At 51.3% G+C, this 13,388-nt stretch carries 8 protein-coding genes; 4 read left to right on the plus strand and 4 right to left on the minus strand.

All coding sequences use genetic code 11. The features are described 5' to 3' along the window. Nucleotides 1-199 precede the first annotated feature (199 nt). The 3 genes from NST04_RS09795 to NST04_RS09805 form a co-directional block, all read right to left on the minus strand. Complete coding sequence (locus tag NST04_RS09795; RefSeq protein WP_341184088.1) at nt 200-5,326, minus strand: bacterial Ig-like domain-containing protein; 5,127 nt, start codon at nt 5,324-5,326, stop codon at nt 200-202. 264 nt (nt 5,327-5,590) lie between these two features. Further along, nucleotides 5,591-8,386, minus strand: a complete 2,796-nt coding sequence (locus NST04_RS09800; protein WP_341184089.1) for an O-antigen ligase family protein — start codon at nt 8,384-8,386, stop codon at nt 5,591-5,593. Between the two features lie 344 nt (nt 8,387-8,730). Then, the gene (locus NST04_RS09805) at nt 8,731-8,940 is read right to left on the minus strand and encodes a hypothetical protein (protein WP_036701644.1); all 210 of its coding nucleotides are present in this window, start codon (nt 8,938-8,940) and stop codon (nt 8,731-8,733) included. Between the two features lie 199 nt (nt 8,941-9,139). On the opposite strand from NST04_RS09805, the gene NST04_RS09810 reads away from it, so the two are divergent. Next, entirely contained in the window at nt 9,140-9,802 is a 663-nt protein-coding gene (locus tag NST04_RS09810; RefSeq protein WP_209875924.1) for a YheC/YheD family protein, read from the plus strand. 327 nt (nt 9,803-10,129) lie between these two features. Further along, nucleotides 10,130-10,273, plus strand: a complete 144-nt coding sequence (locus NST04_RS09815) for a sporulation histidine kinase inhibitor Sda (protein ID WP_036721967.1) — start codon at nt 10,130-10,132, stop codon at nt 10,271-10,273. A gap of 132 nt (nt 10,274-10,405) precedes the next feature. Here NST04_RS09815 and NST04_RS09820 read toward each other — a convergent pair whose 3' ends face one another. After that, nucleotides 10,406-11,380: an NAD(P)/FAD-dependent oxidoreductase gene (locus NST04_RS09820; RefSeq protein WP_341185216.1), complete on the minus strand. Its 975-nt coding sequence runs from the start codon at nt 11,378-11,380 to the stop codon at nt 10,406-10,408. A gap of 325 nt (nt 11,381-11,705) precedes the next feature. Here NST04_RS09820 and NST04_RS09825 point away from each other — a divergent pair, with 325 nt between their 5' ends. Both NST04_RS09825 and NST04_RS09830 read left to right on the plus strand, forming a co-directional pair. Next, nucleotides 11,706-12,899, plus strand: a complete 1,194-nt coding sequence (locus NST04_RS09825) for an NAD(P)/FAD-dependent oxidoreductase (RefSeq protein ID WP_341184090.1) — start codon at nt 11,706-11,708, stop codon at nt 12,897-12,899. A gap of 1 nt (nt 12,900) precedes the next feature. Continuing rightward, nucleotides 12,901-13,173 (plus strand): hypothetical protein, encoded by a 273-nt coding sequence (locus tag NST04_RS09830; RefSeq protein WP_341184091.1) that lies wholly within the window; start codon nt 12,901-12,903, stop codon nt 13,171-13,173. Nucleotides 13,174-13,388: the final 215 nt, after the last annotated feature.

Genomic DNA, 13,388 nt, shown 5'->3' on the forward strand with positions numbered 1-13,388 from the left:
TCCAGCCGACTCTGGGCTGAATTAAAGGGATAAATCCCTTTGAATGCCCCCTCCAGCGGACTTCGGGCTGAACCAAAGGGATAAATCCCTTTAAATGCCCCCTCCAGCCGACTCTGGGCTGAACCAAAGGGATAAATCCCTTTGAATACCTCTCTCAGCCCGCTTCAAGCGTAAGAGGCTGAATTAATTCTGCCTTGAACTATAGTTCAAGCATCCGATAGATCAGCATAGCTGCTTCGGCACGTGTCGAGGAGGCAGCGGGCATTAGCTGCTGCTGTGCATCTCCTTTAACGAGACCGGCTGCGGCCATTGCGGCAATATCATCTGCCGCATAGCTTGCAATTTGCTGGTGATCGGTAAAACCTTTTAATACAGAAGAAGTATTCTCCCCTGGATTCATGCGCTCTACTGCGCGCAATGCTCTAGCTGCCATAACGAACATTTCTTGCCTGGATACCGGTACATCCGGCTGGAATAGACCTCCCGGCAGACCTGTAATGAGGCCAAGCTTTCGGGCAGCCATAAGCTCCTTGTAATAATCATCCCCCGGTGACACATCCATGAAGCTGGGCCCTTCTGACGCTGTAAGCTCCATTCCCCGGACTAAGAGAAGTGCAAATTCTGCGCGGGTAACAGGCTGCTCCGGTCTGAACTCCGCTGCCGAGATGCCTTGAATGACCCCTTTGGAAGCGAGTACTTCCACTGCGGACTTGGCCCAATGGGTTGAGTCGATATCCTGGAAGGTCTTGTGATTGTAGACCGCCGTATATTGGCCGGAGATTCCGTTTGTTGAGAAAATGGCCTGCTGCTTCTCTGCGTTGTACTTCCCGTGTATCACGGGCTGAACGATTCCCTGTTCTTGGATGCCCCACACAACAATAAAAGCATTGTCCGCTGCAGGAACTGCTGGCGGATGGGGAATTCCGATCTCTATAGCCGATTGCAACCGGTCAGGCTGCAATGCCGCCCCATCCAATTGAAGCCCGTATCCGATAAGCGGACGGTCCCCCAGCTTGGCTTGCAGCTGCCCGCCGGGAGTCATACTTCTTAGCGATAAAGTAATAGTCTTTACGCCGTCAAGCGTCTCCGCTGCGAAGATACTGTGAGGTAATCCAACGGCCGCTAAGGAAGAACGGATCTCAAGCTTGAGGAGACCATCTCCTGAACGAAATGCTGCAGCAGGAAGGCTTAGCTCCACTTCCTTCATATCCTGGTCAGGATCAGCAGTGAGTTGAATCCGCAGAGTCTTGGTACCCGTGGCATCGGCTCTGGCTACAGTAACGATCTGATGCAATGCGGATTCGCTTAACCGGGCTAAAGCTTTTCCTGTGGTATGACTTACGGGTAAATCAATGCTAACACTGCCGTCCAGCAAGAGAACCGCCGGAATAGAATTGTTGGCGGCAGATCCTGTGCCAGTGCTGTTAGTGTTAGGTGCAGAAATTGGACTTGGTGTGGCAGAAGAAACAGGCGCAGCGGAAGGACTTGGCTCTGGCTGGGTTCCCGGCTCTTGATCGTCAAAAGGAATAAACTTCAGAAATTCCCCCCAGATGATATTCCCCTCTGCATCCCGCAGATAAGAGGTCACCGGCTGCAGACTTACGAAATTGGCATCGGTCAGCTGCTTGCCTGATTTGTTGACTGACGCGGTACCATTGTACATGAAGTTATTCTCCGCTGCTAAGGAAGCCGGATATTGATCCTTGCCGATGCTGCCCGACTGGTAGGATACAAAGCCGTCAATCTTAAAGTCTGGAGTAATCTGACCATATGTGGTGAAGCTCAGGTTGCCGCGGGTGTTGTTATAGCCGATATTGTTGACCGCAATGACTCCAGGATTACTGTTGCTGGTGAACCCGTAGGCACCGTTGCCGAAGGCGACCGAATTACGGATGATATGCGCGACATGAATGCCTTCTCCGCCGAGCTTGAATCCGTTTTTATCACCGGCCCCAACGGTTCCGTCCGTTAAATACCCGTTGTTGAAGGCGGCGCTGTTCTCGATGAGTACCGGACCGATGGCACCCGAGCCTGCTTTGGTGTACAGATCCCAGCCATCGTCAATGTTATTATGCGCCAGGCATCCTCTGAAAATATTCCCGGTACCGGAGGTTAGCTTGGCCGCAAAACCATCTGCGTTATTGTCAGACGGATCGCGGTTATCGAAGGAGGTGCTGTTCAGAATTAGATTGTAGGACGGCCATTCTGTGATGTCCTTTGCAGTTCCGTCTGTGCGGCTGATTTGCAGGCCGGTGTCACCGTTAGCATAGAAGCGGCTATTCTCAACAATGTTATGGTTACCGCCAACCGTGAATCCCTTTGTATTGGCCGCCGAGCGGGTGAAATCGAGCCCCTTTACATGCCAGTAGTCCCCGCTGAGCAGCACCCCTTCTGTCTTTTTGTCAAAATCGATAATGGGCCTTGCACCGGGTGCCGCTTCCAGAACCTTTCTGGCAGCTTCGGTACCATTGTTATACTTCTGAATGACCAGCGGTGATTTCCGCACGTAATGCCCGTCAAGCATAAGGATATGCTGTCCCGGCTTCACATAATCAATCGCGGTATCAAGATCCAGCGGGAGAGCCATTGTCCCGTCCCCGGCACTTGTTCCGGCAGGCGATACATAGATGTCTTCCCCGTTGCCATAGCTGTTCATATTAACAGTGAAGTTGCGGACAATTGTATCGTAAGAAGTCAAGTACTGGGTATCCTCCGGCCAAAAAACAACACTGAAGTTCGTATCCCCATGTCCGCTGAGTACCGCAGGAACTGCCAGACGCTTATCGGCTGTTGCCGCTACATCCTGTGCGATAATCCTGGAGCCCTGCTTCACCGTTACGGTTCCGTTCACGTTAGGGCGGACGATCACTTCATATTCGGGTGTAGATGCTTTGCTTCGGGACAGTATGCTCAAATCTGGTGTTACAGGAGCCGCGGGTGGCTCCACCTTAGGCGCATCAGTAGCAGCGCTTGTCACTGTCAACTGGATATTGCGGATATCTATCGTAGCCAGACGGGCCGCATAGAAGCCGACATACATCGTGGAATCCTGTACGCTAAGAATATCCGGCTCGAAATGGATAGCCTCCCGCTCCGAATTGATCCGGCCTGTGAAGCCGCTGTTCGTCTTGGACAACGTTAAGCGGTATGGTGCAGCAGGGGCCGTGTTGCCGGGTGCAGGCCGTTCATTTTTGAGCATAATTGTCTTAATGCCTTTGCTTCCGGTTCCATCCGGCTTCTCGATACCGGAACGGACGAACAGCTGGGTACCCAGAGCGCTTCTTGTTCCGCCGCTGTAGCCGCCTATGGCAGCGATATTTGAAGCAAATACACTCGAAGTTCCGGGTGTTCCAATTGCATCCCGCGCCATGATTCCGAAGGATTCTTGCCCGTCATAAGGGGTTTTGGCAAAGTTCAGCACCTCAATATCCGCAGATAGCACGAAGTTATCTTCCAGGGCATTAAGCTCTGTGTAGTAGAACGTTATGCCATCGTGGTCTTCTGTGACCTTACCGCCGCCTTCCAAGGCGATCACCCGGAGCGTTCCGTCTTCCTGAGCGACGACTTTGTTATTCGTAGCAGACGTAGACTGGCCGAAGGTGATACTGTGCCAGACGGGCGTGGTTTTTTCTTTTACCGTGACAGTGTACGTAATGGGTTGTATGGAAGAATCATCCGGGATGATCTGAACCTTATATACTCCGGATTGCCGGTTGTCGAATGCAGAGTGGTCCAGCGTGAACCCGCTTAGGACCTCCCGGTCAGCGTTGTCGTACACCTTCGACACGGTCAGACCGCTGCTGTCAAAGGGTTCGTTTACAAAGAACGTGGTTACCGGATAGCGGGTTATCTCGATGCCGGTCAGCTCTTTGATTTTGACTTTAACTGTGAAGCTTACCGTTAATTCCTTGTAGGTTACCTTGATCTCCTTATCTCCTGGAGTCAGGGTGTCTAGGGGGGAGATGATATATTCATCCTTGGCCAGCCTGACCTCAGTATGATCAGAATAATGGGCGTAGAGGGAGAGTCCCTCCAACTGAAGGGTGTCGCCGATATAATAGACGGTTTGTTTAGGCATATGTCTTATTTCTAAATCGGACAGGGTAGCATCCATGACCTCAAGCTGCAATGCTGTGGTGACAGACGGAGTCTCTGTGGAAGCGATCAAAACTTCATAGGAGCCCGGCCCGGCAAAAGTATACGGAAGCTGTTCTGTTACCGGTTGGCCGTTAATGGAGAGGGTGTACAGATCATGGGCAAGTTCCTTGATCAGGTAGCCGTTATTATAATGGGCAGCAACAACAAGCCCCTGCGGATCAAAGGAATCGCCTGGATAATAGACGGTTTTGACAGGCTCGTATTTGACGGATAATGAGCTGACGGTCAGCGGGATGATTTGCAGCGGAATACTTACAGAGGCACCGTTATAGTTAATCTGGATTCGATTCTCCCCGGCTGTGCTGTTGTCAAATCCGGTTACAATATACTCCTCAGAAGACAGAGTGGCTTCACTGTGATCGGAGAATACAGCCTTCACGATAAGCCCGGTCAGATCCAGCGGTTCACCCACCAGATATGAGGTCTTCGTCATTCCGCTGGTGTCGGCAGACAAGCTTGTTACATGTTTGGTCTCGATCTGAAGGTCCAGCTCACTGAAGGCTACGGTTGCATCTCTGGAGACGTAAATCCCGGCAAACATCGTTTCGGAAAAAGTGTCCTCCAAGGTTACGATTTCGGTCTGGCCGTTAACACTCAGCAGATAGGTATCACCCGATTTCCGGATACTGAGATCGTAGACTTCACCCGCAGCAGGGGCGCTTAGCCCGGCGAACGGATTCAGCTTGACCTGTGCCGTTTTTTTATAAAACCCCTTCATCACCAAATCCAACGCACCAGCCGCAGCATAATTGGAAGTGGTGGTACTTGAACTTCCATGAGGATTAACCGTATCCCTTAGCATCAGGCCAAAGGATTTCTGATTAGGCGTACTGACGCCGGAATTGCTGTTAAAGGCAATAACGGTAGCCCTGGCTCTGAGCTCAAAGTTCGTGCTGGCCGGAAGCTCCCGGTAATAAAAAGAGAGCCCCTCATCGGTGCCTGAAATCTTGCCTCCATAAGTAGTCAGCGTTACGGTGGAAGGATACTCTATGGCAGGCTCGGGGTTCTTGCCCTGAGATGTATTACCTCCGAACGCGCTGAAGGTCCAAGGACCCGGCTCTGCTTGTCCGGAAGTCCCTGCTGCTTCTGCAGATAAGGATATGGGAATGGATGAGAATAGGAGCAGAACGGTTACGAACACAGATAACAAGCGTTGTAGTTTCTTCACAATGATTACAACCTCTCCTTATGTGGGACCGATTTGGATCAAACCTTAAGTCTGATCACTGAAAGTATACGTTGCCCGAGAAAAGTACAGCTATAATCAATCCTTCACAACCTTCCATATATTGGACGAATGAGCGAAGATATGAGTTAATGACACTTGGTTTACGAAGGGATGACGGCGGCATGGCCCCGCACAGCAAAGAGCGCACTGCCGCAGGCAGGCGCTCTCTTTGCTGTTATTTGAGGGATAAGTGACACTGTAAGGTTACAGCGGCATACCCGCTACCTCATTTATTCTTGATGCTTCTTCCGGGTCGGCGGCGGTCAGCTTCTGATAGACCGCCTGATCCTGGGCGCTCTGCATCCGCTGCTGTACGGCAAGCAGCCACCGGGCAACCTCGCGGTTGACAGGATTGCTGTAGTCCACACTGAGGCCTTGATTCAGTGTGGCTTCTGCGGCCTGCATGTCCTGCGACATGTACTGGATTTTCGCGGTATTCAGCAGCATTTCCGGTGTCATAGTGACTCCCTGCTGCTGTGCATCCCGGTCTGCGGCGGCGTAGGTATAAGTATCCAAGCCGGTTTTGAAATACCGCTGCTTGTTAAGCGTCTCCTGGTCCTTGATCTCCAGCTTGCCCTCAGCCGCAGCTTCCTGCGACCGCTTCAAGGCTGCGGCGCCCAGCTCCTGGGACCGGGCAATGACTCCGCTGTACCAGGCGGTTGTCCACAGGCTTGCGTTGTCTGTCAGATCCTCGTATCCGTTCACGAAGCCCTGCTTCACAGCCGCAGCCGCGGCGTCCTTGTCCCCGGACAGGAATTGTACTCTCCCTGCGCTTAGGCCAATCGTAGGTGTAGCGAAGAATTCACGGCCCTGCATCTGCTCGGGAGGGAGGCTTTTCAAATGTGCAATGCCGTCCGTTACATGTCTGTAGGCAGCAAGTGCGGAAGCGAAATACGTCTGTTGCCCGGCTTCATCCTGCTTGGAATAAGCTTGCTGTCCAAGGAGAGCGGCCCGGCTAATCAGACCGGCATACCAGTTGATATCCCACATGAACTTGTCTGCATTGTCCAGATAGACATGATAGGCTGCATCGCTCTCGCCCTTCAGATCATAGTAGCTTGCGAGCTGGGTGAGCAGCTCTTTGTTGGACGGCTCATTCTTCAGCGCACGGGTCAAAACTGCATAGCCCTCTTCCAGGAACTGCTCGTTCTTCGTCTGCTCATACACCTTCTGGTCCAGTATGGACAGGTACACAGCCGATTCCGGATGGTAGGGTCGGATGTTGAGTGCTTTTAAGAAAGGGGCCTTGATCTCCTCATACGACTGGCTCACCTGGATCAGCTTCTTGCCTGCACCGGCTTCAGAGCTGGAACGAATGTAACTCAGAGACAGGAAGAGCAGATAGGCCGTTCCGATTCCAAGTACTGTGAAATAACCTGCTCTGATCCACAGTTTGTTCCACTGAAGACGGAGCGGCTTGCTCTCCATGGCCACAGCCATTCCGCCCAGAGCGAGGAAGACGAGCATTCCTATGAAGGCAAAACTGAGGTTGAAATCCAGCAGGCTGTGAACGAGAATCGATAAGGCGATAATAAGATAGAAGAATCCGTTGTTATAGTCATCGGTCTCCCGTTTCAGGTACTGTCTGCTGAATTTGTAGAAGATAAACAGGATGAAGCCCATGAACACCAGGAAGCCTACAATGCCCACCTCAATCAGATATTGCAGGAAAAAATTATGCACCTGGCGGCTCAGGTAAGGGTTGTTCTGATAATGCTCATAGAGTGTGGCCCAGCCGCCGCCGCCCGCGCCCAGTACCGGATAATCCTTGACGACCTTCATGGCATCCTTGTAAAAGGTAAAGCGCTCCAGGACACTGTGCTGCCTGAAGTTGATATTCTCCAGCCGTGTTCCGATATTCGCCGGGAGAATATTACGTGCGCTCGTGCCGATGAACAGGAAGGCGATCATCGCAACGCCAACTACAGACACGACAGGAATCCACAATCCGCTCATCCGGCGGGACTCCAGTTTGCTGAGCTTACGGCTCAGCCAAGGCGCCAGATAACGCTGGACTACCAGACAGAGCACGCCTGCACAGGCGGATGCTCCCAGCAGATATCCCCAGCCTTTAAGGGCAGCGGATGAGTTGAACTCCGCATTCAGCTCCAGCCCCAGCCGCGTGACCGGGCTTGTGATCAGCAGAGAGCATAGGCCGGCAATGGCGAGATGGACAATCCACAGAATCTGCTGCACAGGCTTCAGGAAGAGCAGCAGGAGAATGAAGACCACCGGCAGCAGCACCAGTCCGCCGCGGGATAAGGTAAGCAGCAGCGAGACAATAATTGGCACCAGCATGAAGCCGTGCAGCAGCTGTCCGGACCATTTTCGGGAGCGGATCAGCGCAAAGACGGCCACGAACAGAAAAGCCATCAGGAAGGCTGCATATGTATTGGCATACTGAAAAACGGAAGTCAGGCGCAGACCGTTCGAGTCGGTCATTACCGCTTCGCTATACCTGCTGTTAAATACTGCTTTTGAGAACCAGCCCACCAGGCTGCCGGCCAGCTTCCAGCTTCCGAGCCAGTTGAGCAGTCCAAACCCGACAATCAGGTAAGCGAGGGTAAGCACGCCATGCTGGACGGCGGAATTGAGCCGCTTTTGCCGGAGCAGAAGGATGCTGACGATGAAGACTGCGGCATAGGTGAACTGGGTGAACAGCATGTTCATCGCCATATACCGCGAAGCAGCGCCGAACAGCGACAGCGCATAGGTTAAGGGAAGCAGAATGGCTGCTACGATGAGCAAGTCACGCTGTCCCTCAAGCCGGAAGGTTCTGAAGTAGAAGACGGCAGCGGCCAGCAGGAGCAGACAGCTTAATAATGCGGCAACATAGATGGGCTTCTCGAACTCCGCCGTCATTCCGTTGAACAATCCGATCTGAAAAGCGGCCCAGCCAAAAAACAGCAGGAACGCAGCGCAAAGCGTCCAAGCTGCCCCTGAGAGCTTGTCCGTAGCTTGGACAGAAGCTGCTTGTTTTCCGTACACAGGTTTCGACACAATAGAATCTCCTTTTTCAAAATATTGGGTCTTCCAATTTATTGCACATACATATTACGGATATAAAGTGAAAAAGTTGTTGTCTGAACGGAAATTTCAAAGATTGGAGTGTCTTGCAGAAGAGGGGAGGAGCAAAAAAATGGGGAATAGGCCGGAACCTGCTCAGCGAATGAAGCAGTCTGTCTGCACAGGCCAGCCTGCCGCAGTTTTCATAGAATAATGAAACGGGGCGAATCTATGAATCATGTAATCATGGACGATTAAGAGTTCCACCCGGAGGCAGCAGCAGTGGCGGCAGGAGTTAGGCGATACGCGTCCTGGGCCACTGCTGCCGGGAGCAAGCTTCAGGCGGGGATAATAAATTTCAGGTTAATCATGAATACGATCAGGGCGGAGGCCCCCAGGGAAAAGGCGATGCAGCCGGCACCGAGCACTCTGCGCCGGTCTTTGATGAATTTGAAGCCAAGCGCACAGACGAGTATTGTCGTTCCTGCCAGTACAACAGACATACCGATCATTGCAAACCAATACAGGATTTCAAAAAACTCTGCCATTAGGAAACCCTCCCTTTCAGGCAATAATACAACGAATTTTAATGATTTTCCAGTCAAATGAATCAGGGACATAAGGCCCCGCAGCCATATGCCCTTTTTTGCTGTGGACTGCTATACCACGGACAATCATACAGGAGGGCACGGCCTTTCGTGAGTAATCTATAGGGTAGGCTGGGAATGCGAAAGGAGAGGGCAAATAATGGCGGGGAGAGAACTGGCAAGCAAGCTGCTGAAGACGGCGGCGCTGCTTAGCGATTCACGGGTTGCCGGTTACATTCCGAGAACGCGGGAATATAGTGCTGCCGGATTGTCCGCGATGCTTGGCAGATACGGCAATGTTGTCATCAAGCCGGTTGTAGGCGGAGGAGGATATGGTGTCATTAAGGTGTTCCGGGATCAGAGGGGGTACGGCTTCACGTATATGAAGAGCACACGGATCTATGGAGACTTCACTTCCATGCGCCAGGCACTGGACAGATTCAAGGTGAAACGGAAATATTTGATCCAGCAGGGGATCTCCCTTGCACGGATCTCCGGGCGTCCGATTGATTACCGGGTCAAGGTGGTGAAGAACGGCGAGCACTGGGAGTTCCGCTCTATGGTAGGGAGAGTAGCCCGGCCGGGATTGTTCGTTACGAATCTCTGCAAAGGGGGCACGATGCTAAGCTGCCGCCAGGGACTGCGAAGATCATTGCCAAGAGTGGGAACCTCATCCAAAAAGGCGGAGATGCGCAGGCTGACCTTAATCTGTACCGAGCTGCTGGAGCGGCATTTCCCGGGGATCGGTGAACTGGGCTTCGACTATGCCGTAGATCACCGGGGGAAGATTTGGATTCTGGAGGTAAATACAAGACCCAAATGATTAATAAAATTTTTATATTTGACGATAAATACAGTAATAGGCTAATATTGCGTTTAGTTGTTCAGATTCAGAGGTAATACTACAAGAAATATCCCAGCCAATTATGAACATTCTAAAAAAGTTTTTGTGTGGAGATGTCAGGTTTCAGCCCTGTGTATAACTGTTATCCCCATAGTCCACTGTGCAATTGCTGACATTACAACCCTTACTCACATATTATACACAGGATTTCCACAGCAGCTTGTGGATAATGAGAACGCTTGTTCGAAAAATGATAGTTTGCTATGATAGATTCAGATCCAAATAAAGGAAAGGTAGGTGAACGTTATGGTTGAATTGTCGGATGAGATGCTGCTTGACTCTTATCACAGAGCGATAGAGCTGCATTTAGAGCATGATTTCATCGCCCTACTTCTCGCTGAAATTCGCAAACGGAACTTACACTCTCCAGACCATGCGGTTCTTCATTAAAGATCAGAGCACACCCTGCAGCATAGGACTTCATTAAACCGCAAGCATCAAGGAATAGGGTATCTTTTCAAGTTGAGGTGGAATCAACCTGAAAGGATACCCTTTTATTATGGTTATAAGGTTATAGACAACCTAGAGCTTAAGATTACTGCTGTGTCCTGGAGACAGCTTCGCATCCGGATCAATATACACCTTGGCGTTATTCACTGCTGTCGGCGCTTCTCCGAATCCGACAGCGATCAGCTTCAGCTTGCCCGGATAGGTGGTGATATCGCCAGCGGCGAAGATTCCCGGAATGCTGGTCTCCATGCGGGAGTCAACCACAATGGAGTTACCCTCAATGTCAATTCCCCACTCGGCAATCGGGCCCAGGGAGGAGACAAAGCCGAAATTGACAATAACGCTGTCTACTTCGATTTCCTGAGTTTCCTTGGTCTTGATATGGGACAAGGTGACTTTGGTAATGAATTCTTCACCATGCAGCTCGGTAATCTCGGATGGCGTAATCACATTAACCTTAGAGGCCATCAGATTCTCTACACTATGCTCATGCGCACGGAATTTATCGCGGCGGTGTATCAGGGTTACCTGTTCAGCGATCGGCTCCAGCATCAGCGCCCAGTCCACAGCGGAATCGCCGCCGCCGCTGATCAGCACCTTCTTATCCTTATAAGCATTCAGATCGCTTACGAAATAATGCAGGTTGGCTTTCTCGAAGCGCTGTGCATCCGGTACCTCCAGACGCCGCGGCTCGAAGGCACCTACGCCTGCCGTAATGATGATAGCTTTGGTGTGATATTCTGCCTTGTCGGTGGTGACAGTGAAATGGCGTTCAGCCTGCTTCACAACCGATACGACCTTCTCCTCCAGACGGATATCGGACTGGAACAGCTCCATCTGCCGGGTAAGATTATCCACCAGCTCTTGTCCGGTGACCTTAGGGAAGCCCGCGACGTCGTAAATATATTTCTCAGGATACAGAGCAGCAAGCTGCCCTCCAAGTTGGGGCATACTCTCAATAAGTGTTACTGAAGCCTGGCGCATGCCGCCGTAAAAAGCGGCAAACATACCGGCTGGTCCTCCGCCTATAATCAGCAGATCGCTCATAGGAACGGTTTGCTCTAGTGTCACGTAATATTACACCTCCGAGTTGATAGTTTCAATTTGCCATACAAGCGTACCTACTCATTATAAACATAGTCTCACCTGCCTTGCAAAGGCTTTGATTTCAAAGAAAAATGTGACATTTTGTTGTATGATTATATTTGATTAAAACGATACTAAGGTTTACAATGGATATGGTTATTTTAGAAATCCTTTAAGTTTTATTGGAAATTCTTCTGAATTTAAGTGTATAAATTCACAAAAGAAACCTGATTTTTTAACAAAAAATAACACATAGACAGATTCACCTGTTGGAAGGAGCCGGAACATGAGCAGTATTCCCAAAATCGTTATTCTAGGCGCGGGATATGGAGGGATTTTGACCGCCCAGCGGCTGCAGAAAGCTTTGAATTATAATGAAGCCGATGTAACCCTGGTTAACCGCCATGAATATCACTATTTCACGACCCATCTGCATATGCCTGCAGCGGGCACGGACAGCATCGAGCATACGCGCGTATCTATTTCCAAATTAATCGATGAGTTCAAGATCGATCTCGTCAAATCCTCGGTGCAGGAGATTCGCACCCAGCAGAAGAAGGTTATTCTGGAGGATGGAACGCTCTCGTATGATTACCTCGTGATTGCCCTTGGCGGTGAGCCTGAAACGTTCGGGATTCCGGGACTCGACAAATATGCGCTGACCATCCGCAGCATCAACTCTGTGCGGCTGATCCGGGAGCATATCCAGTACCAGTTCGCCAAATACAAGAATGAGAATAATGCACAGGAGCATATCAACTTCGTCATTGGCGGCGCGGGCTTCAGCGGGATTGAATTTGTAGCGGAGCTGGCTGACCGGATTCCTGCCCTATGCAAAGAATTTGATGTCGATCCAAGCATGGTCAACATCTATAATATAGAAGCTGCGCCTACGGCTCTGCCAGGGTTCGCGCCTGAGCTGGTGGAGCACGCCATGACGGTGCTCACCAAGAAGGGTGTGACCTTCAAGATGGGCGTAGCGATCAAGGAATGCCTGCCTGGCGGTGTAATTCTGGCCACGGGTGAAGAGATCAAAGCCTCCACGATCGTATGGACCGGCGGTATCCGCGGGAACCGTCTGATTGAAGCGGCCGGCTTCGAAGCGATGCGCGGACGGGTGAAGGTAGACGAATATCTGCGGGCTCCGGGACATGAGAACATCTTCATCATTGGGGACGGCTCCCTCATGATTAATCCGGAAGGCCGTCCATACCCGCCGACAGCACAGATTGCTATGCAGCAGGGGGAATGCTGTGCGCATAATCTCGTAGTGGCCATCCGCAGCCAGCAGCCGAAGAAATTCGCCTTCAGCAACAAGGGAACCGTAGCTTCACTGGGTAAGGGCCAGGGAATTGCCGTAGTCGGCGATAAGACATACAAAGGCTGGAAGGCAGCGCAGCTGAAGAAGGTTGTCGATATGCGCTACCTGCTCATTATCGGCGGCATTCCGCTCGTGCTCAAAAAAGGAAGATTCCTCTAAGATGCGCCACTGCAGCGTGCAAGTACGCGGACTGCTGACGCGCGAGGAGCTGGACCGCTACAATGCTCTGATTGAGGTAGGCACCTATCTGGAGGATCAGACCCGGTACGATCTGGCCTACCCTGTCCAGAAGGAGATCGACCTGCTGATCCTCCCGGCCATCGAGCGCCTGAAGGAGAAGAGCCGCGCCCGTGACCAGGCGACAGCGGAATATCTGGAGAGCCTGCGGGATGAGGATGAAGCGGACGAGGATGATAAGGAACCTTCGGCATAAGTGATTTTAAGCTGTAGATATTTATTTATTAAATCCACTTGTGGTATAGTGGAGGTAGAAAAGACGTACAATGCAAAGAGAGCCGTGCTTGCAACACGGCTCTCGGGTGCAATAGCCGCTTTTAAGGGCGGTGGCTCGGTAATAGGTTTAGGCAGAAATAGACCGTCTCCTTTGACCAGGGCGGTCTATTTCTTTTGTGCGACTTGTTTTACTAT

The organism is Paenibacillus sp. FSL H7-0756 (assembly GCF_038006765.1).
Lineage (GTDB): Bacteria > Bacillota > Bacilli > Paenibacillales > Paenibacillaceae > Paenibacillus_AQ.

Coding starts and splice junctions, on each gene's coding strand:
- NST04_RS09805 (WP_036701644.1), bottom strand. CDS start 8,940: ATGGCAGAGTTTTTTGAAATCCTGTATTGGTTTGCAATGATCGGTATG.
- NST04_RS09810 (WP_209875924.1), top strand. CDS start 9,140: ATGGCGGGGAGAGAACTGGCAAGCAAGCTGCTGAAGACGGCGGCGCTG.
- NST04_RS09815 (WP_036721967.1), top strand. CDS start 10,130: ATGGTTGAATTGTCGGATGAGATGCTGCTTGACTCTTATCACAGAGCG.
- NST04_RS09820 (WP_341185216.1), bottom strand. CDS start 11,380: ATGAGCGATCTGCTGATTATAGGCGGAGGACCAGCCGGTATGTTTGCC.
- NST04_RS09825 (WP_341184090.1), top strand. CDS start 11,706: ATGAGCAGTATTCCCAAAATCGTTATTCTAGGCGCGGGATATGGAGGG.
- NST04_RS09830 (WP_341184091.1), top strand. CDS start 12,901: ATGCGCCACTGCAGCGTGCAAGTACGCGGACTGCTGACGCGCGAGGAG.